The organism is Arthrobacter sp. 05N425 (assembly GCF_056397125.1).
On sequence record NZ_JBFTMU010000008.1, the window covers coordinates 18,218 to 40,572 of the forward strand.

The window sequence follows — 22,355 nt, forward strand, 5'->3', positions numbered from 1 at the left end:
CGCCATGACCGGCTTCGCCAGGGAACTCGCCACCATGATCGACCTGGTGCGGGCCAAGCGCGGCGGAGTGCCGGCCCTGGCCCGGCGCCGGGACGCCCGGCTGGCCGCCCTCGTGGCCCATGCCCGCACGAGCTCCCCGTTCTACCGGGAGCTCTACCGCGGCCTCCCGGCCGAGGACATCCCGCTCCGGGACCTGCCGCCGGTCACGAAGTCGCAGCTGATGGCACGCTTCGACGACTGGGTGACCGATCCGGCCATCACCCGGGCGGACCTCGAGGGCTTCGTCGCCGACCCGTCCCTGGTCGGCACTCGCTACCGCGGCCGCTATTTCGCCTGCACCAGCTCCGGAACCACGGGCCACCCCGGATTATTCGTGCACGACCAGGCCGCCGTCGCCTGCTACCGGGCCCAGGGCGTTCGGATCGTCGGGACCGCCCTCGACGCCCGCCGGCTGCTCGCGATGCTGCGGCGGGGAATCCGTGCCGCCGCGGTGCTGGGCACCGGCGGCCACTTCGCCGGGGCCGTCTGGCTCGAGTCCGAACGGCGCCGCAGCCGGGGCCGCCGACGGGCCTACCGCATGTTCTCCGTGCAGCAACCGCTGGAGACGCTGGTGCAGGCGCTTAACGCTTTCGACCCGGCCCTGCTGGTGGCCTACCCCAGCGCCCTCGAACTGCTGGCCGAGGAACAGGACGCGGGCCGGCTGCACATCCGGCCCGTGATTGTGGAGTCCAGCGGCGAATCCGTCGGGGACCGGGAGCGCCTGGCCGCGGCGCTGGGCGGCGCGGTGCACAATGTCTACGCTGCCTCCGAGTTCACCCCGATCGCCCTGGACTGCCCCCGCGGCTGGCTGCACGTCAACAGTGACTGGGTCATCCTGGAACCGGTCGAGGAGGACTACGGTCCCACGCCCCCGGGGGAGCCGTCCCACACGGTGCTGCTGACCAATCTCGCCAACCGGGTCCAGCCGCTGATCCGCTACGACCTCGGTGACTCCGTCGTCGCCAAGCCCGGCCCTTGTGAGTGCGGCAACCCGCTGCCCGCCATCCGGGTGGCCGGCCGGCACGATGACGTCCTGCACCTGGACAACGGCCGCGGCGGCACGGTGAGTGTCCTGCCCCTCGCCATCACAGCCCCCATCGACGACGCGCCGGGCGTCCACCGCTGCCAGCTGGTCCAGTCCGGTCCGGCGGCGCTGCGGGTGCGGCTCCAGCTGGAGCCGGGCGCCGCGGCGGACGCGGTGTGGCAGGACGTGGCGGCGAAGCTGTCCGGGTTCCTGGCCGCCCAGGGCCTGGCGAACGTGGAACTGGTCCGGGCGGAGGAAGCACCGGATCAGACCGGCGCGAGCGGGAAGTTCCACCAGGTCATCGCCCTGAGGCCCGCCCCGGACAGCGTCTGGAAGAACATCCCTTAGAAGAACATAGGCGGGGCGTCCAGCACGGTCTCGTCCACCCGGCGGTCCTCCCACTGGCTGAACGGCTTGTCCAGCTCGTACTTGCCCTGCCGGGTGCGCAGCAGGGTCCGGATTTCGGCATTGTCCGGGTTGTTCAGCGACTCGAAGTACTCCACCGACCAGTGGAACCAGCGCATGCAGAACAGCCGCATGGTCAGCCCGTGCGTCACGAACAAGGCGTTCGGCGCATAGTTCGGCTTGGACCAGTGCCGGTAGAGGGTCTCCATGAACGAGGAGATCCGGTCGTAGACGTCGGAGCCCGATTCGCCTTCCCGGAACCGGTAGAAGAAGTGGCCGTAGGCGTTGCGGAGCTCCTTCTGGTCCTCGATGTCCCCGGCGATCTGGAAATTCGCCCAGTCCTGTTCGCGCAGCCGCGGCTCTTCGATCACGCGTTCGATCAGGGAGCCCAGCTGGAGCGCCTGGAGGGTCTGGTAGGCCCGCAGGTAGGGGGAGACGTAGACGCACACCCTTTGCCCGTCCAGCTCCCGCCGCAGCTGCTCGCCCGCGGCCGTGGCCTGCTCGACGCCGAGCGGGGTCAGCGGGATCCGGTAATCGGGCACCCGGTTGTAGATCGAGGTGTCGGCGTTGGCGGCGGACTGGCCATGCCGGATCATGATGATTTTCCCGGGCGCACTCACAGCCCAAGCATAGGCACTTGCAGTCAACTCCCGGCAACGGCAGGCAAGATAGAACCATGTTGGTTCCCTCCCGCCGTCGGCTGCGGCTAGAAGTCTGGATTGTCCTGGGCTTGTCCCTCGGACAGTCGGCGGTGTACTCGGTAGTGCAGCTGCTGGACAAGATGACCAGGGCGCCGCTGGCGCAGGGCACCTCGACGCTGAACCGCTCGCAAAGCAGCCGGGAGTATTTCGACCTCACGTACCAGTTCCTGGACATCATCTTCGCCCTGGTCCCGGTGGTGCTGGTGATCTATTTCCTGACCGAACTCCGGCCCGCCGGCATGGCCGCCGGCACGGGCAGCTCGGCGTTCCGGAAGCTGGGCTTCAACTTCGCCCGGCCCGGCAAGGACCTGCTCCAGGGCCTCGGCCTCGCTGCCCTGATCGGCATACCGTCGCTCGGCCTCTACGCGGCCGGGCGGGCGCTGGGGATCACGACGGCGATCATCCCCAGCGCACTGGACTCCTACTGGTGGACGGTGCCGGTCCTGATCCTCTCCGCGATCCGGCACGGGATCGTGGAGGAGGTGATCGTGGTGGGCTACCTGCTGGACCGGCTCGGCAAGCTCGGCTGGGGCATGCCGCTGGCGATCTTCGCCAGTTCGATGCTGCGCGGCAGCTACCACCTCTACCAGGGCTTCGGGCCGTTCATCGGCAACGCCGTCATGGGCGTCATCTTCGCGCTGATCTACACGAAGACGCGCCGGGTGATGCCGCTGGTGATTGCGCATGCGCTGCTGGACATCGTGGCCTTCGTCGGATTCAGCCTCTTCGGCAAGGCGATCGGCCTGGGCTGAGCAGGCATAACCCGCGTTGCCTCCAGTGGCCCGCCGCCGGCGACGGGTTAAAGTGTTTCGGCCGCCAGCGGTGGGTGGCATCATTGGCACCCGCTGCTGGCGGCCGAAGTTTTTCGGGCAGGAAGCGTCAGATCGTGACGGCTCCGGAATCGGTTTCGAAGGTGACGGACAGGATTCCCGGCGTCCCGTGCGGGGCCAGCCAGTTCACGTCCACGTCCTCCAGCGGCTTCTCGACCGGTTCACCCAGCCACTCGGTGACCCGCTCGGCCGAGCCCGCGATCGTGAGGGCAGACATCTTCACGTTGCTCTCATAGGCGTTGGACGGGTGCAGGGCGGGGTCGCCTTCCCACTTCAACATGTAGGGGACCTGCGGATCCGCGATCAGGCCCAGGATGCCGATCTGCTTCCAGACCAGTTCGCGGCCGTCGGGGAACTTGCGGTTGCCGTTGACGGCGGAGCGGCCCAGCCGCTCCTCGAACGGTGCCAGGTCGTCAACCTCGACGCACCAGCCCATCCAGCCACCGCCGGCGGCCGAGCGGGCGCGGACTGCCTGCCCGAACGGCGCCTTGTCGGAGGCCGGGTGGTCCAGGACCTCCACGACCTCGAGGTACTTGTGTCCGGCAAGCGGGATAATCATGTTGCGGGTCCCGAACCGGGGGTGTATTCCGCCCTTGACGGCTTCGACCCCGAGGGCGGTCGCAATACGTTCGGTGGTGGCAGCCAGGCCATCTTGTTCACAGGCGTAAGAGACGTGATCCATGCGCATGCCCTCATCTTGGCACTTTGTGATGGAGCTCTCAGCTTAGGCTGCCCTTACCGTGATGGGATGTCATTTTCCCGAGCTCACCGCGCGGATTTGCCCGGCCAGAACCACGGCACTTTCCGGCTCCCGGGCGTGCGCCGGGCGGCGGTGGGGCCGTTCTTCATTTTCGTCACAAAGCTATCCAGGCGTAATGGCGCGTTCGTAGACTGAAGCCAGGTCATGAGCGCCAGCATCGAGCCCCGGCTTGCTGGCCGGCAACCCTCCTTGCGCGGTGGGGTGCCCCGGGTGAAGACCTGGCCCGCCGGCGTCCGCCGGCAGGCAAGCGCGGCGCCAGAGCCGTTCCGGCCCCAGAGGCCAGGGGCGGCCTGTGCCCAGTCATTAGGGAGCTCTCCGATGTCCAACGCCTGGTCCTTTGAAACCCGCCAGATCCACGCCGGCCAGGAGCCGGACTCCGCCACCGGCGCGCGGTCGCTGCCGATTTACCAGACGACGTCGTTCGTCTTCCCCAGTGCGGAGAGCGCCGCCAACCGGTTCGCGCTCGCCGAGCTCGCCCCCATCTACACCCGGATCGGCAACCCCACCCAGGACGCGGTGGAACAGCGGGTCGCGAGCCTGGAGGGCGGCCTGGGGGCGCTCCTGCTCAGTTCCGGCCAGGCCGCCGAAACCTTCGCGATCCTCAACATCGCCGAGGCGGGGGACCACGTCGTCGCCAGCCCCAGCCTCTATGGCGGGACCTACAACCTGCTGGCCCACACGCTGAAGAAGTTCGGTATCTCGGTGACGTTCGTGGAGGACCCGGACAACCTTGAGCAGTGGCGCGATGCCGTGCAGCCGAACACCAAGCTGTTCTTCGGCGAGGTGGTCTCCAACCCCCGCCAGGACGTGCTGGACATCGAAGGCGTCGCGGACGTCGCCCACCGCGCCGGGGTGCCGCTGATCGTGGACAACACCCTCTCCACCCCCTACCTGATCCGCCCGATCGAGTGGGGCGCCGACATCGTGGTGCATTCGGCCACCAAGTATCTCGGCGGACACGGTGCCGCGATTGCCGGCGTGATCGTCGACTCCGGCAACTTTGACTTCGGCAAGGACCCGGAGCGCTTCCCCGGCTTCAACACCCCGGATCCCACGTACAACGGCCTGGTCTATGCCCGCGACCTCGGGGCGGACGGGGCGCTGGGAGCGAACCTGTCCTTCATCCTCAAGGCCCGGGTCCAGCTGCTGCGCGACCTCGGTTCGGCCGTCTCGCCGTTCAACGCCTTCCTCATCGCCCAGGGGATCGAGACGCTGAGCCTGCGGGTGGAACGGCACGTCGCCAACGCCCTGCGGGTGGCCGAATGGCTGGAAGCCAGGGACGACGTCGAATCCGTCGCCTACGCCGGGCTGCCGTCCAGCCCCTGGTACGAGCGCGGCCGCAAGTACGGCCCGAAGGGGACCGGCGCCGTCGTCGCGTTCAACCTCGCAGGGGGAGCGGAGGCCGGCAAACGCTTCGTCGACGCCCTCGAGCTGCACTCCCATGTGGCGAACATCGGTGACGTGCGCTCACTGGTCATCCACCCGGCGTCGACCACGCACAGCCAGCTCTCGCCGGAGCAGCAGGCGGTCGCCGGCGTCAATCCCGGCCTGGTCCGGCTCTCGGTGGGCCTCGAGCACATCGACGACATCATCGCGGACCTCGATGCCGGCTTCCGGGCGGCCAAGAACGCCTGAGGTCACGCAGCACGCCGAATTTCCCCACCTTTGCGGGGATGGCCCCGGGAATCGCCGACACTTCGGGGCGACCCGCCGGGCGCGTCTGTCAAAGGTGGGGAAACTGCGGTGTTGACGGGTCCGGCTGTCACACAGCCGTCACAATCTTCGCGCTTGTGCCGCCGTGTTTCGTAGAATCGACGCAGGTCATGAGTGCCAGTGACAGCCCCGGCTTGCTGGCCGGCAACCCTCCATTTGCGGCGGGGTGCCCCGGGTGAAGACCTGGCCTGCCGGTCAGCTGACGGCGGGCAAGCGCGAAGTTAGGTCCTCACATGACGATTGCCGTCACCCGCACGGGTGTACCCGAAAGCAAACCCTCCACTGTTCCCGACGGCGCTGTTCCCGACGGTGCTGTTCCCGACGGGACGGTGCAGTACCTCCCGATCGGTTCCCTGGCCCTTGAATCCGGTGCCACCCTGCCCGAGGTCACCCTCGCCTACGAGACCTGGGGGACGCTGAACGCCGATGCCTCCAATGCGGTGCTGATCGAGCACGCCCTGACCGGCGACACCCACGTGACCCGCGGCGCCGGCGAGGAACCGGGCTGGTGGGAGGAACTGGCAGGCCCCGGCGCCCCGGTGGACACGGGCAAGTACTTCGTGGTCTCCATCAACATCCTCGGCGGCTGCTACGGCTCCACGGGGCCCTCCACGCCGGCCCCGGACGGCCGGCCCTGGGGCTCGCGCTTCCCGCTGGTCACCCTCCGGGACAGCACCGCGGCGGAAGCCCGGCTCGCCGACGCGCTGGGGATCAGCAGCTGGTATGCCGTGCTCGGCGGCTCGCTCGGGGGAGCGCGCGCGCTGGAGTGGGCGGTGACCTACCCGGCGCGGGTGCAGCGATGCGCCGTGATTTCGGTCGGCGCCAGCAGCACCGCCGAACAGATCGCCTTCGCCCAGGCCCAGACCCTGGCAATCCGCCAGGACCCCAACTTCAACGGCGGCGACTACTACGGCGGCCCGGAACCGCACGCCGGACTGGCCCTCGCGCGCCGGATCGCGCACATCACCTACCGTTCCGCAGCCGAGCTGGACGGGCGCTTCGGACGCAACGCCCAGGCGGCCGAGGCCCCGCTGGAGGCCGGGTCGCTGGCCGGCCGTGGGCGCTACCAGGTGGAGAGCTACCTGGACCACCAGGGCAACAAGCTGGTGCGACGCTTCGACGCCAACAGCTACATCGCCATCACCGAGGCGCTCACGAGCCACGACGTGAGCCGCGGCCGGGGAAGCCTGGAGCAGGCCGTCTCCCTGGCCACCGCGGAGTTCTTCGTGGCGGCCGTGGACTCGGACCGGCTGTACTTTCCCGCCCAATCCCGAGAGCTCGCCGACGCCCTGCCGGGGGAGGTCCCCGTGCACGTCATCGAGGCCCCGATCGGCCACGACGGCTTCCTGACCGAAATCGGCCAGCTCAGCGAGCAGCTCCGGGGCAACTTCTTCGCCTAGCCGGCACCGCCGTGTGTGCATTTTTGCAGACGCACTCTGCGCGATTAGTCGTTGAGCTTGCCTCGATCGAAGTCCATACTCGTGGAGAATGACGCCGTGTGTTCCAACTCACACACACGTAGTCAACCTAATGGTCCACAGGGTGTCGACGACGACACCGAAGGAGTTCGCATGAGCACGGAAAACGCCGCCGCAAGGCGCGCAGAGGAGCCCGACGTCAAGACGTCCGGCCTGAAGAAGGTAGTAACGGCCTCCATGGCCGGCACGGTAGTGGAGTGGTACGAGTTCTTCCTCTACGCCTCCGCCGCCACCCTGGTTTTTGGCAAGATGTTTTTCCCCAACTCCGGAACGGAACTGGACGGCATCCTCGCCGCGTTCCTGACCTATGCGGTTGGCTTCGTGGCCCGCCCGATCGGCGGCATCGTCTTTGGCCACTTCGGCGACAAGTTCGGCCGCAAGAAGCTGCTGCAGCTCAGCATCATCCTGGTCGGCGTATCGACCTTCCTGATGGGCTGCCTCCCGGGCTTCGCGCAGATCGGCTACTGGGCCCCGGCCCTGCTGGTCTTCCTGCGCTTCGCCCAGGGCTTCGCCGTCGGCGGTGAATGGGGCGGCGCCGTCCTCCTCGTCGCCGAGCACAGCCCCAGCAAGTCCCGCGGCTTCTGGGCCAGCTGGCCGCAGTCCGCCGTCCCGCTGGGCAACCTGCTCGCCACTGCCGTGCTGTTCATCCTGTCCTCCGTGCTGTCTTCCGCGGACTTCCTTGGCTGGGGCTGGCGCGTGGCGTTCTGGCTCTCCGCCGTGATCGTCGTCGTCGGCTACTACATCCGCACCAAGGTCAGCGACGCCCCGATCTTCCTCGAGGCACAAAAGGAAGTTGTCACGGAGAACAAGGGCTACGGCGTCGCCGAGGTCTTCCGCCGCTACCCCCGCGGCGTCTTCACCGCCATGGGCCTGCGCTTCGCGGAGAACATCCTCTACTACCTGGTGGTCACCTTCTCGATCACCTACCTCAAGACCGTTGTCCACGCCGACACCGCCCGGATCCTGCTGCTCCTGCTCGTGGCGCACTTCATCCACTTCTCCGCGGTGCCGGTGGTCGGCCGTCTCTCGGACCGCTTCGGCCGCAAGCCCGTCTACATGGCCGGTGCCGTCCTGGGCGCCACCTGGGGCTTCTTCGCCTTCCCGATGATGGATACCGGCAACGATTTCATGATCCTTGCCGCTGTCATCATCGGACTGCTGTTCCACGCCCTGATGTACGCCGGCCAGCCGGCCATCATGGCCGAGATGTTCCCGACCCGGATGCGCTACTCCGGCGTCTCGCTCGGCTACCAGGTGACCTCGATCGTGGCCGGTTCGCTCGCCCCGATCATCGCCGTCGCGCTGCTGAGCCAGTACAAGTCCTCCGTCCCGGTGGCCATCTACCTGCTCATCGCCTGCGCCGTCACGGCCGTCGCGGTGTTCTTCCTCAAGGAAACCCGTGGCATCTCCCTGCACGACGTCGACGCCGCCGACGCCCAGGGCACCGCCGATCTGCTGGCCGCCGGTAAGCGGTAACCAGCACGCAGCTGCACAACCCAACGAACAGGCAGCCCCCGTTCCCGCGCTGCGGGGACGGGGGCTGCTGTCATCCGGGGATCTTGTGGCGGCCTCCGCAGCGCGCCGGGCTCAGCCGGCAAGCACATCCTGGCGTTCGGCGATCTCGGCCCGGACGGCCGCCACGACGGCCTGCACCGGCGCCGAACGCAGCGATTCCGATCTCGCAACTGCCCAGATCGGCAGCTGCCGCTGGAAGTCGTCCGGCAGGACCGGTACGAGCCCCGGTTTGCCGACGACGAGGAAATTCGGCAGCAGCCCGATCCCGGCGGCGCGGCGGACGGCCTCCAGCTGGGCGAAGATGCTGGTGGCCTGGAAGCTGGAGCGCGGCATCGGCAGCTGGGTGGAGCGGTGGCCGAGCTCGGCGACCTGCAGGGCCGACTCGACGTAGGAGACGAATCCGTGCTGCCGGACGTCGTCGAGCGTCACCGGGAGCCCGTGCTCGCGGGCGTACTCCGGGCTGGCGTACAGCCGCAGGAAGTAGTTGGACAGGAAGATGGTCTGCGCGTTGCTGACCTCCAGGTTGCCGACCACCACTTCCAGGTCCACCCCGGAGCGGTTCTGGCTTACCTTGCGGGTGGCGCTGAGCATCTCCACGTTCAGCAACGGATGTTCCTGCTGCAAACGGACCAGGGCCGGGGCGACGAATTCCGCGCCGAATCCGTCCGGGGTGCTGATCCGGACCAGGCCGGAGAGCACGTCCTCTGTCCGGGCGATCCGGCCGGACAGTGCTCCGAGTGTTCCCTCAATGGCTTCCGCCGCTGCCACGGCCAGTGATCCAAGTTCGGTGAGTTCCCAGCCGTGCGGGCTGCGCTCGAGTGTCCGGCCGCCGAGCTGTTTGTCCAGGGCGAGGATCCGGCGCGAGATGGTGGTGTGCGTGGTGCCCAGGGTCTCCGCGACGGCGTTGAACCGGCCCAGCCGGGCCACGGTCAGCAGGATCAGCAGGTCGTCCGGGCTGGGGAGCCGCTTTAAGTCCACCATTGGCCTTTCGTCGATGTGCATTGATGCACATGGCATCTTCACTTTTTCCCCTTGATTGCACTGTAACAGGGTGTGATGGTGGACACGGAACAACCGGCAAATGCGCCGGACACAATGCAAAGCAAAGGAGCTTATGCCATGGCAGTTGTCGCCTGGATCGGACTGGGAAACATGGGCGGGTTCATGTCGGTGAACCTGGCCAAGGCCGGAAACGAGGTCCGCGGATTCGACCTCAACCCGGAGGCCCTCGCGGCTGCCGAGGCCGGGGGAGTCAAGCCTGCCGGCAGCATCGCCGAGGCCGTGGAAGGCGCCGACGTCGTCTTCACGATGCTCCCCAAGGGCGAGCACGCCCGGGCCGTCTACCTGGGCGAGGACGGCGTCCTGGCCCACGCCGACACCAGGACCCTGCTGGTGGACTCCTCCACGATTGACATCGCCTCGGCCCAGGCCCTGCACGACGCCGCCGCGGAGGCAGGCTTCCGCTTCGTCGACGCGCCCGTTTCCGGCGGGATGAGCGGCGCCAAGGCCGCCACGCTGACCTTCATGATCGGCGGCGAAGCCGGCGCCGTCGCCGACGCCACCGATTACATCCGCCCGATGGCCGCCAACATCATCCCCACCGGCGGCGCCACCACCGGCCAGGCCGCCAAAATCTGCAACAACCTGATGCTCTTCATCAACCTCGCCTCCACGGCAGAAGGTGCGGTGCTTGCGGACCGCCTGGGCCTGGACAAGCAGGTCTTCTGGGACATCGCCTCCGTTTCCTCCGGCGACAGCTGGGCGCTGCGCACCTGGTACCCGGTGGCCGGCGTCGTGCCCACCGCCGCCTCGAACAACGACTTCGCGCCGACGTTCACTGCCGAGCTCGCCAACAAGGACATCGGCCTGGCCATCAGCGCCGCCCGCGACACCGGCACGCCGCTGGAGATCGGCGAGCACGTCCAGCAGCTCTTCCAGCGGCTCATCGACGGCGGCCAGTCCGGCACGGACTGCTCCGCCATCGTCAAACTGGTCGACGGCTCGTTCGAGTCCGCCAAGTAGCCCCCAAACCTTTTAGAAAGAGATCCTCCCCATGGAACGCATTCCGCACTTCATCAACGGCGCCCTGGTGTCCGACGCCGAGCGCTACGGCCCCGTCTTCAACCCCGCCACCGGCGAACAGGAAAAGGAAGTGGCGCTCGCCTCCGCCGCGCGGGTCGAGGAAGCCATCGCCGCCGCCCGTGCCGCCCTGCCCGGCTGGCGGGCCACGAGCCTGGCCAAGCGCACCACCATCTTCTTCAAGGTCCGCGAGCTGCTTATGCAGCGCCGCCCCGAACTGGCCGCCCTGCTGACCAGCGAACACGGCAAGGTCCTCTCCGACGCGGAGGGCGAGATCACCCGCGGCCTGGAGAACATCGAGTTCGCCACCGGCCTGTCCCACGCCCTCAAGGGCGAACGCTCCGAGCAGGTGTCCGGCGGCGTCGACGTCCACTCCGTCCGGCAGCCGGTCGGCGTCGTCGCCTGCATAACGCCGTTCAACTTCCCGGCCATGGTGCCGCTCTGGATGATCGGCAGCGCCCTGGCCTGCGGCAACACCGTGCTGCTCAAGCCGAGCGAAAAGGACCCGTCCTCCGCCCTCTTCATCGCCCAGGTCTTCGCCGAGGCCGGCCTGCCCGCGGGCGTCCTGAACGTCGTGCACGGTGACAAGGAAGCCGTCGACGTGCTGCTCGAGCACCCGGACGTCAAGGCTGTCAGCTTTGTGGGCTCGACGCCGATCGCCCAGTCCATCTACAAGCGCGCCGCGGACCACGGCAAGCGCGTCCAGGCCCTCGGCGGGGCCAAGAACCACATGGTGGTGCTTCCGGACGCGGACCTGGACATGGCCGCCGACGCCGCCGTCTCCGCAGCCTACGGCTCCGCGGGGGAGCGCTGCATGGCCGTCAGCGTCCTGGTCGCCGTCGGGAACATCGCGGACGAACTCGTGGACGCGATCAAGACCCGGATGGCAACTCTCAAGATCGGCCCCGGCACGGATCCGGCCTCCCAGATGGGTCCGCTGATCACCGCCGAGCACCGCGACAAGGTGGCCTCCTACGTGGCCGGCGCCGCAGACGAGGGCGCCGCCGTGGTGGTCGACGGCCGGGAGCAGGAATTCGACTCCAACGGCTTCTTCATCGGCGTGAGCCTGATCGACCACGTCAAGCCCGGCATGAAGGTCTACGACGACGAGATCTTCGGCCCCGTCCTCTCGGTGGTGCGCGTCGAGAGCTACGCCGACGCCGTCAAACTCGTCAATGACAATGAATTCGGCAACGGCGTGGCGATCTTCACCCGCGACGGCGGCGCCGCCCGGCAGTTTGAGTTCGACGTCGAGGCCGGCATGGTGGGCGTCAACGTGCCGATCCCGGTGCCGGTAGGGACCTTCTCCTTCGGCGGCTGGAAGAACTCGCTCTTCGGCGACACCCACATGTACGGCCCGGAGAGCATCCGCTTCTACACCCGCGGCAAGGTCGTCACGACGCGCTGGCCGGATCCGTCCACCTCGGTGATCGACCTCGGTTTCCCGCAGGTCGACTAGGCGCAGCCCTCCCGGACAACAGCAACGCGGGGTCACTTACGGCCTATCCACGAGTGGATTATGGGCCGTAAGTGACCCCGCGTTGCTTGTAGGTTCCGGGGGTCAGCCTTTCATGATCTCCGCGCGCTGGGCCATGTAGTCCTCCATGGCGAGCTCGCCGTTGCTGTATTTCTGGTCCAGCTCGGCGAGCTTGCGCGCGCGGTAGCCCTGCGGCCCCGACGGCACCGGCGGCACCTCCGGGGCGCCAGGCGCCGGCGCCTGGGGCTGCCACTGCTGCGGCGACGCGGGCTGCGGCGGGTTGTTCAGGTACTCCGGGCTGTCCTCGTAGGGGACCGGGTACTGCTGGTTCGCCGGCGGCTGGTTGGCCGGGGGCTGCGGCGCACCCAGCTGGCCGAATCCGCCGTAGTAGTCGCGCTGGGTGAAGCCGTCCCGCGGCTGGTTGCTCTGCTGGCCCGGATATTGGCCAGGGAACTGACCTGGGAACTGGCCCGGGAAGCCGCCGGGCATGCCCTGGTCCTGGCCGCGTCCGCGGACCGATTTGCGGTACATACGAATGGCCGCCGGGACCACGAAGGTCAAGATGATGATCCAAAAGAAAATACTCACGGTACCGCGCCTCTCAAAAGGTGTCTTTCCAGCTTAACGCGCACCCCGTGCCCGGGGTGCCGGGCCGCCCGGCACCCCGGGCACCCGGAGTTCAGGACCGCAGGGCATCCTCGGCGCCGGGCGGCCCCTCGCCCGAGCCGAGCGGGACCCCGGGGCCGAACACCGGTCCGGCCAGCGGGCGCTTGGCCGTGATGCCGTCGCCGGAGGAGCGGTGCCGGAGCCGGCGGACCACCCACGGGACGAAGTGCTCGCGGGCCCAGATCAGGTCCCCGGTGCGGGCCTCTCGCCAGCTGCGTTGCGGCAGCGGCTTCGGGGAAAGCGGCTCCAGCGTGTGCTGGACGTTCAGCGAATCCAGCACCATGGCCGCGATCGTGTGGTGGCCCAGCGGCGAGAAGTGCAGCCGGTCCGCGTCCCACATCTGCGGGTCGTTGAGCTGACGCAGCGACCACATGTCGGCAATGACGGCGTCGTGCCGGGCCGCCACGGTGCGCAGGTTCTCGTTGTAGATCGCCACCTTGCTGCGGATCCGGCCCAGCACCGACGAGCCCGTGTCCGGGCCGTTGAACAGGACCACGGTGGCGCCGCCCAAGCTCAGGATCTGCACCACGGAGTCAAGCCGTTCGGCGAGGACATCCGGGTCCCCGCCGGGCCGGATCAGGTCGTTCCCGCCCGCGGACAGGGTCACCAGGTCCGGCTTCAGCGACAGGCAATGGGCCAGCTGCTGGTCCACGATCTGCTGCAGGAGCCGGCCCCGCACGGCGAGGTTGGCATAGGCAAAATCCTCGTGGCCGCGGCTCAATTCCTCGGCCACCCGGTCCGCCCAGCCGCGGTGCCCGCCCGGGCTCGCCGGTTCGGGATCTCCGATCCCTTCGGTGAAGGAGTCGCCCATCGCCACGTAGCGGGTCCAAGGGTGGTTGACGGTCCGGTCCGGGAAGTTCTCCGTTGCTTCTGTTTCACTCACCTTCATATCCTGCCCCCTTCCCACAAAGCGGCGCCAGCGTAGCTTGTTACTCATAGGTAACTGTAAGAATGGAGCCATGACTGAAGCCGCTGCCTATCCCGCTGCCTTTCCTGCCCCCGTTGTTCTGTGGTCCCGGCCCGAGGAGGACCGCGCCGGCAGGCCCCTGCTGGTGCTGTTGCACGGCTACGGCGCCAACGAGCAGGACCTGCTCAGCCTGGCGGACCTGCTGCCGGAGGAATTCGTGGTGGCCTCGCTCCGCGCCCCGCTGGTCTCCGGTCCCGGCTTCACCTGGTTCCCGCTCACGGCGTCCATCGACTATTCGCTCGACGCCGTCAAGCACGCCGCCGCCTACGCGCAGGACTGGATCGACTCGGTGAGGGACAGCCACCCTTCGGTGACCCTGCTCGGGTTCTCGATGGGCATGGCCATGGCCACGACCCTGCTGCGGCAGCGCCCGGACGGCTATGCCGCCGTCGTCGGGCTCTCCGGCTTTGCCGTCGACGCCGCCGGGGACCCCAGCTTCCGCGACGCGGAACTGGACGGAACCTTGCCGATGTTCTGGGGCCGCGACCAGCAGGACCCCGTGATCACCCCGGACAAGATTGAGTTCACCATGGGCTGGGTGCGCAAGCACGTGAAGCTCACCAAGGTGCTCTACACCGGCATGTGGCACGGCATCAACCAGCAGGAGATCGGCCACGTCGGCGAGTTCCTCACCCACGAGGTCCTCAACAAGTAGTCCCCGACGGCGGGTTAAACTCCGTTAGGTGTGACGATCCGGACGGTCTGCCCGTTCACGGTGACGGTGTCGCCGTGGTGGAGCTGGCGTCCGCGGCGGTCGTCGATCTCGCCGTTGACCTTGACCAGGCCGTTCTTGATCAGCTCGGCAGCCTCCACCCCGTCCTCGACCAGGTTGGCCAGCTTCAGCAGCTGGCCCAGCCGGATCATGTCGTCGCGGATGGGAATGTCTTCAATTTCCGGGTTGCTCATACAAGCAATAATGCCTGACCAAAGGTGGCACCAATGACCCACGCACCGCGGCTTCCACTGCCCGTCGGATTGCTCCTCGCCGTTTCGGCCGGCCTTTTCGTCCCCGTCCAGGGCCGGATCAACGGCGCCCTGGGCACCGTCCTGGCCGACGGACTCGCCGCCGCGGTGGTCAGTTTCAGTGTCGGCCTGGCGCTGATGATCGTCGTCTCCCTGGCCCTGCCGAAGGGACGCGCCGGATTGGCCAACGTCCTGCCGGCGCTGCGGGAACGCCGTTTTCCGCGCTACTACGCGCTCGCCGGCGGCATCGGCGCGTTTTTCGTCTTCGCCCAGTCCTTCACGGTCGGGCTGCTCGGCGTCGCCCTGTTTACGGTCGCCGCCGTCACCGGGCAGACCCTGAGCGGCCTGCTGGTGGACCGGATAGGGATCGGCCCGGCGGGCAAGAAACCCGTCACCGGCATCCGCGTGCTCGGCAGCATACTCACCGTCGCCGCTGTCGCCTGGGCCGTCTCGCCGCGCTTCGACGGCAGCGCGGCGGGCGGCGCAGGCGCTCCCTCGGGGACGGAGGCCGGCCCGCTGCAGCTGCTGGTTCCGGTGCTGCTGCCGGTGCTGGCCGGGTTCCTGATGAGTTTCCAGCAGGCCATGAACGGCACGGCCACCGTGCACTACCGCACGCCCATCACCGCCACCCTGGTGAACTTCGTCGCCGGCAGCATCGTGCTGTGGCTTGCCTGGCTGATCAAACTGGCGGTCGCCGGGCCCGGCAACGCCCTCCCCGGCGAATGGTGGTACTACCTCGGCGGGCCGATGGGCTGCATTTTCATTGGCGTCGCCGCCTTCCTGGTCCGCGGCCTTGGCGTCCTGGTCACCGGGCTGGGCATGATCGCGGGACAGTTGCTGGGCTCGCTCGGCCTCGACCTGGTGCTGCCCGCGCCCGGCACCGTCGTCGCGCTGCCCACCGTGCTCGGCACGCTGCTGACGCTGGCCGCCATTATCCTGGCCAGCCTGCCCTGGTCCCGCGGCGCCCTCAAGAGGTAGCAGCGCGGGTAGGCTAGGAGTTTGCATCACACCGTTCGCAACACCCCGCCCGGCAACCAGCCGGTGACCCGGGGCTGACAGCACGGACCGCACCCAGCGGCCCTGTAGAAATTGGAGTTCCCATGGCAGCAAAATCCGTACTCGACCAGATCATTTCCCTCGCCAAGCGACGGGGTTTCGTCTTCCAGGCCGGTGAAATCTACGGTGGCTCCCGTTCTGCCTGGGATTACGGTCCCCTCGGTGCCGAGCTGAAGGAAAACATCAAGCGCCAGTGGTGGCAGTCCGTGGTCCGCGGCCGCGAGGACGTCGTCGGCCTGGACTCCTCGGTGATCCTGCCCCGCCAAGTCTGGGAAGCCTCCGGCCACGTCGAGGTCTTTTCCGACCCGCTGGTGGAGTGCCTCTCCTGCCACAAGCGCTACCGCGCGGACCACCTCGAGGAAGAGTACGAGGAAAAGAAGGGCCGCCCCGCCGAGAACGGCCTCAAGGACATCGCCTGCGCCAACTGCGGCACCCGCGGCGAATGGACCGAGCCCCAGGAATTCTCCGGCCTGCTCAAGACCTACCTCGGCCCGGTGGCCAGCGAAGAGGGCCTGCACTACCTGCGCCCCGAGACCGCGCAGGGCATCTTCGTGAACTTCAACAACGTGCTCACCACCTCGCGCAAGAAGCCGCCGTTCGGCATCGGCCAGATCGGCAAGTCCTTCCGTAACGAGATCACGCCGGGCAACTTCATCTTCCGCACCCGCGAGTTCGAGCAGATGGAGATGGAATTCTTCGTCGAGCCCGGCACCGACGAGCAGTGGCACCAGTACTGGATGAAGGAGCGCATGGACTGGTACACCGGCCTGGGCATCCGCGAGGAGAACCTGCGCTTCTTCGAGCACCCCCTGGAGAAGCTCAGCCACTACTCCAAGGGCACCACGGACATCGAATACCGCTTCGGCTTCCACGGCTCCGAATGGGGCGAGCTCGAGGGCATCGCCAACCGCACCGACTTCGATCTCTCCACGCACTCGAAGGCCTCCGGCCAGGACCTGAGCTACTTCAACCAGGCCACGAACGAGCGCTACACCCCGTACGTGATCGAACCCGCCGCGGGCCTCACGCGCTCCTTCATGGCGTTCATGATCGACGCGTACACCGAGGACGAGGCACCCAACGCCAAGGGCGGCGTCGACGTCCGGACCGTGCTCAAGCTCGATCCGCGACTGGCCCCGGTGAAGGCGGCGGTGCTCCCGCTGAGCCGCAACGAGGACCTGTCCCCGAAGGCCAAGGACCTCGCCGCGCAGCTGCGCAAGAACTGGAACATCGAGTTCGACGACGCCGGCGCGATCGGCCGCCGCTACCGCCGGCAGGATGAGATCGGCACGCCGTTCTGCATCACGGTGGACTTCGACACGCTCGAGGACCAGGCCGTCACCATCCGTGAACGCGACACCATGAGCCAGGAACGAGTCTCCCTGGACAAGGTGGAGGGCTACCTGGCCGCACGGCTGATCGGCGCCTGAGCATGGCGATCCAATACCGTGAATGGCGTGAGGGCGACGACCTCGCGCTGCTGGAAGTGTGGGGCGGGCCCGAGACGGACCAGGCCCGGCAGTTCCGCGGCACCCTGGCGCCCTCGGGCAACGCCCCGTGGCGCCGCTGCATTGTGGCCGAGGACGTCGTCGACGGCGTCGCCATCCCCGTCGCGGCCGGCGTGGTGCACGAGGCCTCGCTGCACCCGGAACGCCTCTGGGTGTACGTCGAGGTAGCCCGGGACCACCGCCGGAGCGGTATCGGGTCCACGCTGCTGGGCATGCTCCGGCACGAGGCCGAACGGTCGCCGTCGGGCATCTCCCGGCTGCGGACCAAGGTGGAGCCGGGCACGCCCGGCGCCGCCTTCGCCGAGGCAGCCGGTCTCGCCCCGATCCAGCGTTCGCGCCTGGTGGTCGTGGAGCCCGGCTCCCTGAAGCTCCCGGTCTTCGGCGACGGCTCGGAGGCCGCGGCCTCCGAGCAGGTGGAGGACCTGGCCACCGGCTCGGTGGAGCTGAGCGACGTCGTGGGCCGGTACTACACCGCCGTGCACCACTGGGACAGCCCCGGCGAGCTCAGCATCGCCACCGTGCAGCGGCTCTTCCTGGACGACCTCAGCGGGGCGCACGGCGCGATTGTGTTGCGCGCGCCCAAAGCAAGTGCCTTCGGCGCGGGCGTGCCGGCCAGCAAGAAGGGCCGGCTGCAGGCATTCGCGGTCAGCTACGCACAGGGCGGCCCGGAAATGGGCGGTCCCGAAGAGGGTCACGCGGCGAAGGCCGGCGAACCCTCCGACGTGTTCCTGGGCCATGATCCGGAGCTGTCCGACGACGATGCCCGCGCCGCGGTGCGGGACCTGCTGGCGCTGATCGCGTACCAGTACCCGGTGCTGCTGGAACTGGACGATTCGATGACGGCCCTGCGCGCCGTCGTCGAGCCGCTGCTGGACAGCGGCAAGGCCCGGCAGGCCGGCGCGGACACCCTGATCGTCTCCGACCCCGCCTAGGCCTTCAACACGCAACTGACCCGCAGTTGTTGTCGTTTTCATGCGACAACAACTGCGGGTCAGTTCGGTCTAAGGGGCGGCTAGGGGAGGACCGGGGGAACAAACTGGAAGGTCATCCCGAGCAGCCAGACCAGCAGCAACACCACCGGCAGGTGGAAGACGAACTGCAGGAAGGTGAAGCCGACCAGGTCCCGGGCGCGCAGCCTCAGCACGGCGAGCAAAGGCAGCATGAAGAACGGGTTGACCAGGTTTGGCAGCGCCTCGGCGATGTTGTAGATCTGCACGGTCCAGCCGAGGTTCATCTGCACATCGGTGGCGGACTGCATCACGTAGGGCGCCTCGACCAGCCACTTGCCGCCGCCGGAGGGGACCAGCAGGCCCAGCACAGCCGTGTACAGCGCAATGACGACGGCGAACCCGCCGCCGCTGCCGATCTCCGAGAAGAACCCGGCGAGGTGCGCCGAGATGGACATCCCGCCGTGGCCGGTGGCCTTGGTCAGGATCGCCGCCATCGCCGCGTAGAGCGGGAATTGCACGAGGATGCCGGCGGTCGCCGGGACGGCCTTGGTGACGGCCTGCAGGAAGTTGCGCGGCGTGCCGTGCAACACCAGGCCCAGGATCAGGAAGACCAGCAGGTAGCCGTTGAGGCTGCTGACCACGCTCAGGAACGGCTTGGTCAGGAACTGCGAGACCAGCCAGCCGAGGGTCAGGATGCCGGCCAGGACGGGCAGGATCTTGCTATATTCGAGCCACTCGCCCGGACGGGACCGCGGCGCCGGCTCGCTCGGTTCGTCGTTGAGGTCGACGCCGAGGTCTTCGGCGGTGCGGATCGCGCCGCCCTGCGGAGCCGAGAAGTGCGCGATCACCGTGGTGAGCGCCATCAGGATGGCCAGGGTCAGCAGCGACTGCCAGGTGAAGATCGTGGTGCCGAAGTCCAGGATGCCGGTGATCTTCAGCAGGGCCGGCGGCAAGGAGGCCGCCGTGGCCTGCAGCTGCGCGGCGGAAGAAGACAGGCCGAGCGCCCAGACGGCGCCGAGGCCCATGAAAGCGGCCGCGCCCAGGGCCCGGTAATCCACGGTGAGGTCCTTGCGGCGGGCAATGGCCCGGGCCAGCAGACCGCCGAATATCAGGCTCAGACCCCAGTTGAGGAAGGAGACGGACATCGACATCAGGGCAACGAAGCTCACGGCGGTGCGGGCAGTGGCCGGGACGAGGGCCAGTCGGTTGATCAGCTTCGCCACCGGCGGGGAGGTCGCCACGACGTAGCCGGTGAGGACCACCATGGCCATCTGCAGGGTGAAGGCGGTCAGGTCCCAGAAACCGTTGCCGAAGGAATCCGCGATGGACTGGGGTGAGGCGCCAATGGCCAGTGCGGCCAGGGCAATGATGATCACGCCGGCCAGGGCGAAGATGTAGGCGTCCGGGAACCACTTCTCGGTCCACGCGGCCATCCGTTGGGCTATTCGGGCGAGACCGCGTTCTTCGCCGATTCGGCTTTTCGTCAGGACTGTGTTTGCCACAGAGGGGTACCTCTCCATTGAGTGCGTTTTTTTACCCGATGGAGTTTAGTCAAGTCGCGGGGGTGAACCGGGCTTATCGGCGCCGGCTGCGCGCGCGCCGCGGCCCCTCAGCCTCGTCCAGCCGCTGGCGCTCCTCCTCGGTGGGGGCCCCGCCGCCGAGCGCGGCCGGCATCCACCAGGCGCCGGGTGCCGGCTTCAGAGGGAAGTCCGCGATGCCGGCGTCGATCCCGCGCTGGAGGACTTCGCGCAGCGCCTCGGTGGTCGCCGGGACGTCCAGCCCCGGGGCCGGGGTGAGGGGTTCGCCCACGTGCACACGCACGGGTGCCCGCCAGGCGCGGAGCGGGGAGAAGCCGTGGTGCCGGGTCATGATCCGGTGCGCGCCCCAGACTGAGACCGGGATGATGGGCACCCCGGCCTCGGCGGCCATCCGCACCGCGCCGGTCTTGCACTCGCGGACCTGGAAGCTGCGGCTCACCCCGGCCTCGGGCAGGATCGCGATGTATTCGCCCTCGCGGAGCTTCTGCACGGCGGCGTCGTAGGCGTGCGCTCCGGTGTCATAGCCGACGACGACGTGCCCGGCGGCGCTGACGGCCGGCCCGGCGAACCAGTGGTCGCCCGCGCCCTGGGTGATCAGGAAGCGCATCTGGGCCCTGTTGTGCCCCCACAGCAGCAGCTCGGCGAAGGCAAAATCGAGGTAGCCGAAATGGGTGATCGCGACGACCGCGCCCGTCCCCGGGGTGGGGTGCCGCGAGCCGCCTTGCGGGGCGCTGTCGCGTGCGTTGTCCGGGAGCGCCGGAGGCAGGTTTTCCCGTCCGGTGACGAGGACCCGGATCCGGAACAGCCAGCGCAGCGCCTGGCCGGTCCGGACGATGACGCGGTAGAAGCGGTCGCTGGGCGCCGGCCGCCAGCTCACGTCGAACCGCGCATCTCAGCGCTCCGCCGGCCGGCGCGGCGGCCAGGGCAGGAAGCCGGAGGTCGATTCGACGTATTCCTTGTAGCCGGGCCGGGCGGACATGGCCTTCTCGGTCAGGGGCTTCCCGGTCTTGCCGGCCAGCGTCCAGATCATCAGCGCGGGGGAGAGGATGGTCAGCACGCCGGGCCAGGAGTCCGCGGCGACGAGGAACAGGCCGGCCCAGACGGCGGCGTCGCCGAAGTAGTTCGGGTGCCGGGTATAGCGCCAGAGACCGGTGTCCAGGACGGTGCCGCGCTTGGCCGGATCCGCCTTGAACTGAGCCAGCTGCCAGTCCCCGACAGTCTCGAAGACGAAACCGACAATCCACAAAAGGACGCCCAGCAGCGCCAGCCAGCCCAGGGTGCCGGTGCTGAACATGCCCACCTGGATGGTGAGCGAGACGAAGAACATCACGATGCCCTGCGGCAGGTACACGCGGCGCAGGGCGTAGGTGTTGCGGGAGCCGGGGGCGGAGGAGAGCATGTCCACGTAGCGCGGATCCTCATGGCCGCCGCGGGCCCGGATGCCGATATGGACGGCCAGCCGGATGCCCCAGACCGCAACGAGGGCCAGCAGCAAGAGGCGGCGGCCGTCGTCGCCGTGGCCTGCGGACAGCGCCCAGGAGACCGCGGCTGCCACCACAAAGCCGAGGCCCCAGACAGTGTCGATGACCGAGTGGCGGCTCTGGCGCACGGCGACGGCAAATGTCACGGCCAGCAGCGCCAACAGTCCCAGCGCCACCCAGGGCAGGCTGGCCAGGAACGCGTCCAGCGGGAAGGACGGCATCACAGCACCACCGGGAGGCTGGCCGCGGCGGGGAGGACCTGGCGGAGCGCGTCCGTGCCAGGGAGTTCAGTGCCGGCGCTGTTGCCGAAGGCGTCAAGGATGAAGCCGTTGGCAAGTGAGTTCCAGAGCCGGACCCGGCGGAACATGAAGTGGCCGGCGCCCTTGAGCGAGACGTAGTCGATCGACGCCGCCACACCCTCGGCGCGCCGGGCATAGGCCAGCGAGTTCTTGGGACTCGTCCAGCGGTCCTCGCTGCCGTGCACGATCAGGACACGGCGCCCGGCGACGGGTTCCACCGGCGTGGACCGGTCCAGCCACGGGGCCAGCGCGACGACGGCTTCCACCTGCGGGTGGTCCGCGACGCAGAGCGCGGTGAGGCCGCCCATCGAGTGGCCCAGCAGGTATACGGGCACGCCGGGATGTTCGCGGCTGATCTGGGCGAGGGCCCAGCGGGCATCCTGGACCGGGGACATGTCCGGCCCGTTCCAGCCCCGGTACCGGTTCCTGAGCGTCCAGACGGCCAGGCCGTGCGGGGCGCCCTCGTTCCGGAGCGCCTGGGCGAAGGGCAGCATCCTGGCCGGGCTGAGGTGCCGGGCGCGGACCGCCTCGAAGCTGTCCGCGCGGCCGCCGTGCAGCACCAGGGCGACGCCGCGCGTCTGCCCGGCGGCGTCCGCGATGCTGAGCTCGGCGCGGGCCGCCGGGCCTGCCCCGGCTGCCTGGTGCTCCCGGTCGTCTGTCATGCGTCTGGCCACGCTAGTGTCCTCCACCTCGTTTGGTCCCTGCAATTACCAACAATAAGTTGCGCGCCGGCGTTCCCGTGAGCGTTTCCGCGCCGGTTTGCACGCTCATTCCCATAGGTCATTCGCGGCCGGGTTGCCGGGGGATGGGCGTTGCGCGGGGGGCAGGGCACTTTGGATCCTGCCCGGCGGCAGGGCACTGGCACCGGCTGGCGGTTCCGACCCCGTAAAGTTTTCGGCATGAGGT

21 protein-coding genes and 2 riboswitches are annotated in these 22,355 nt (G+C 68.5%); of the genes, 11 read left to right on the plus strand and 10 right to left on the minus strand.

The features are described from left to right. Positions 1–4: 4 nt before the first annotated feature. The gene (locus AC1DGE_RS12055; RefSeq protein ID WP_476893510.1) at positions 5–1,411 is read left to right on the plus strand and encodes a phenylacetate--CoA ligase family protein; all 1,407 of its coding nucleotides are present in this window, start codon (positions 5–7) and stop codon (positions 1,409–1,411) included. On the opposite strand, the gene AC1DGE_RS12060 is transcribed toward AC1DGE_RS12055, so the two are convergent. Next, a complete protein-coding gene (locus AC1DGE_RS12060) occupies positions 1,408–2,064 on the minus strand; it encodes a histidine phosphatase family protein (protein ID WP_476917544.1) in 657 nt (218 codons plus the stop codon). The two genes, AC1DGE_RS12055 and AC1DGE_RS12060, sit on opposite strands and share 4 nt — an antisense overlap. A gap of 80 nt (positions 2,065–2,144) precedes the next feature. Here AC1DGE_RS12060 and AC1DGE_RS12065 point away from each other — a divergent pair, with 80 nt between their 5' ends. Further along, a complete protein-coding gene (locus tag AC1DGE_RS12065; protein WP_476917519.1) occupies positions 2,145–2,921 on the plus strand; it encodes a CPBP family intramembrane glutamic endopeptidase in 777 nt (258 codons plus the stop codon). A 127-nt stretch (positions 2,922–3,048) separates the two neighbouring features. On the opposite strand, the gene AC1DGE_RS12070 is transcribed toward AC1DGE_RS12065, so the two are convergent. Next, positions 3,049–3,687 carry a VOC family protein gene (locus AC1DGE_RS12070; RefSeq protein ID WP_441419514.1) on the minus strand — a complete coding sequence of 213 codons (639 nt, stop codon included), beginning with the start codon at positions 3,685–3,687 and terminating at the stop codon, positions 3,049–3,051. A 212-nt stretch (positions 3,688–3,899) separates the two neighbouring features. Next, positions 3,900–4,015: riboswitch (SAM riboswitch) on the plus strand. A 62-nt stretch (positions 4,016–4,077) separates the two neighbouring features. On the opposite strand from AC1DGE_RS12070, the gene AC1DGE_RS12075 reads away from it, so the two are divergent. From AC1DGE_RS12075 to AC1DGE_RS12085, 3 genes are all read left to right on the plus strand, one after another. After that, positions 4,078–5,394: a bifunctional o-acetylhomoserine/o-acetylserine sulfhydrylase gene (locus AC1DGE_RS12075; protein ID WP_175323105.1), complete on the plus strand. Its 1,317-nt coding sequence runs from the start codon at positions 4,078–4,080 to the stop codon at positions 5,392–5,394. 184 nt (positions 5,395–5,578) lie between these two features. Next, positions 5,579–5,694, plus strand: a riboswitch (SAM riboswitch). 11 nt (positions 5,695–5,705) lie between these two features. Further along, positions 5,706–6,872, plus strand: coding sequence for a homoserine O-acetyltransferase MetX (gene metX / locus AC1DGE_RS12080; RefSeq protein ID WP_476917520.1), 1,167 nt, complete (start codon positions 5,706–5,708; stop codon positions 6,870–6,872). Between the two features lie 171 nt (positions 6,873–7,043). After that, positions 7,044–8,426: an MFS transporter gene (locus AC1DGE_RS12085; RefSeq protein ID WP_441419516.1), complete on the plus strand. Its 1,383-nt coding sequence runs from the start codon at positions 7,044–7,046 to the stop codon at positions 8,424–8,426. 111 nt (positions 8,427–8,537) lie between these two features. Here the strand turns inward: AC1DGE_RS12085 and AC1DGE_RS12090 are convergent, their stop codons facing one another. Next, entirely contained in the window at positions 8,538–9,446 is a 909-nt protein-coding gene (locus AC1DGE_RS12090) for a LysR family transcriptional regulator (RefSeq protein ID WP_476893513.1), read from the minus strand. A gap of 138 nt (positions 9,447–9,584) precedes the next feature. On the opposite strand from AC1DGE_RS12090, the gene mmsB reads away from it, so the two are divergent. Together mmsB and AC1DGE_RS12100 are read left to right on the plus strand one after the other, a co-directional pair. After that, entirely contained in the window at positions 9,585–10,487 is a 903-nt protein-coding gene (mmsB, locus tag AC1DGE_RS12095) for a 3-hydroxyisobutyrate dehydrogenase (RefSeq protein ID WP_476893514.1), read from the plus strand. A 31-nt stretch (positions 10,488–10,518) separates the two neighbouring features. Continuing rightward, the gene (locus AC1DGE_RS12100; RefSeq protein WP_476893515.1) at positions 10,519–12,003 is read left to right on the plus strand and encodes a CoA-acylating methylmalonate-semialdehyde dehydrogenase; all 1,485 of its coding nucleotides are present in this window, start codon (positions 10,519–10,521) and stop codon (positions 12,001–12,003) included. 102 nt (positions 12,004–12,105) lie between these two features. Here AC1DGE_RS12100 and AC1DGE_RS12105 read toward each other — a convergent pair whose 3' ends face one another. Both AC1DGE_RS12105 and AC1DGE_RS12110 read right to left on the minus strand, forming a co-directional pair. Next, the gene (locus AC1DGE_RS12105; protein WP_476893516.1) at positions 12,106–12,609 is read right to left on the minus strand and encodes a hypothetical protein; all 504 of its coding nucleotides are present in this window, start codon (positions 12,607–12,609) and stop codon (positions 12,106–12,108) included. Between the two features lie 91 nt (positions 12,610–12,700). Continuing rightward, positions 12,701–13,576 carry an SGNH/GDSL hydrolase family protein gene (locus AC1DGE_RS12110; protein ID WP_441419519.1) on the minus strand — a complete coding sequence of 292 codons (876 nt, stop codon included), beginning with the start codon at positions 13,574–13,576 and terminating at the stop codon, positions 12,701–12,703. 70 nt (positions 13,577–13,646) lie between these two features. Here AC1DGE_RS12110 and AC1DGE_RS12115 point away from each other — a divergent pair, with 70 nt between their 5' ends. Next, positions 13,647–14,309 (plus strand): alpha/beta hydrolase, encoded by a 663-nt coding sequence (locus AC1DGE_RS12115; RefSeq protein ID WP_476893517.1) that lies wholly within the window; start codon positions 13,647–13,649, stop codon positions 14,307–14,309. Between the two features lie 14 nt (positions 14,310–14,323). Here the strand turns inward: AC1DGE_RS12115 and AC1DGE_RS12120 are convergent, their stop codons facing one another. Next, positions 14,324–14,560: an RNA-binding S4 domain-containing protein gene (locus AC1DGE_RS12120; protein ID WP_441419521.1), complete on the minus strand. Its 237-nt coding sequence runs from the start codon at positions 14,558–14,560 to the stop codon at positions 14,324–14,326. A 33-nt stretch (positions 14,561–14,593) separates the two neighbouring features. Between AC1DGE_RS12120 and AC1DGE_RS12125 the strand changes: the two genes are divergently transcribed. From AC1DGE_RS12125 to AC1DGE_RS12135, 3 genes are all read left to right on the plus strand, one after another. Further along, positions 14,594–15,595 (plus strand): DMT family transporter, encoded by a 1,002-nt coding sequence (locus AC1DGE_RS12125; RefSeq protein ID WP_476893518.1) that lies wholly within the window; start codon positions 14,594–14,596, stop codon positions 15,593–15,595. Between the two features lie 122 nt (positions 15,596–15,717). Beyond that, positions 15,718–17,103, plus strand: coding sequence for a glycine--tRNA ligase (locus tag AC1DGE_RS12130; RefSeq protein WP_441419523.1), 1,386 nt, complete (start codon positions 15,718–15,720; stop codon positions 17,101–17,103). Between the two features lie 2 nt (positions 17,104–17,105). Beyond that, positions 17,106–18,113 (plus strand): GNAT family N-acetyltransferase, encoded by a 1,008-nt coding sequence (locus AC1DGE_RS12135; protein ID WP_476893519.1) that lies wholly within the window; start codon positions 17,106–17,108, stop codon positions 18,111–18,113. A gap of 80 nt (positions 18,114–18,193) precedes the next feature. On the opposite strand, the gene AC1DGE_RS12140 is transcribed toward AC1DGE_RS12135, so the two are convergent. The 4 genes from AC1DGE_RS12140 to AC1DGE_RS12155 all read right to left on the minus strand — a co-directional run bounded on the left by AC1DGE_RS12140 (position 18,194) and on the right by AC1DGE_RS12155 (position 22,111). Next, on the minus strand, positions 18,194–19,633 hold the full coding sequence (locus AC1DGE_RS12140) for a short-chain fatty acid transporter (protein WP_476893520.1): 1,440 nt from the start codon (positions 19,631–19,633) through the stop codon (positions 18,194–18,196). 73 nt (positions 19,634–19,706) lie between these two features. After that, positions 19,707–20,546: a lysophospholipid acyltransferase family protein gene (locus tag AC1DGE_RS12145; RefSeq protein ID WP_476917521.1), complete on the minus strand. Its 840-nt coding sequence runs from the start codon at positions 20,544–20,546 to the stop codon at positions 19,707–19,709. 15 nt (positions 20,547–20,561) lie between these two features. Next, the gene (locus tag AC1DGE_RS12150; RefSeq protein ID WP_476917522.1) at positions 20,562–21,371 is read right to left on the minus strand and encodes a DUF1295 domain-containing protein; all 810 of its coding nucleotides are present in this window, start codon (positions 21,369–21,371) and stop codon (positions 20,562–20,564) included. Then, complete coding sequence (locus AC1DGE_RS12155) at positions 21,371–22,111, minus strand: alpha/beta hydrolase (RefSeq protein WP_476909722.1); 741 nt, start codon at positions 22,109–22,111, stop codon at positions 21,371–21,373. Before AC1DGE_RS12155 ends, AC1DGE_RS12150 begins: the two co-directional genes overlap by 1 nt. Between the last annotated feature and the right edge of the window lie 244 nt (positions 22,112–22,355).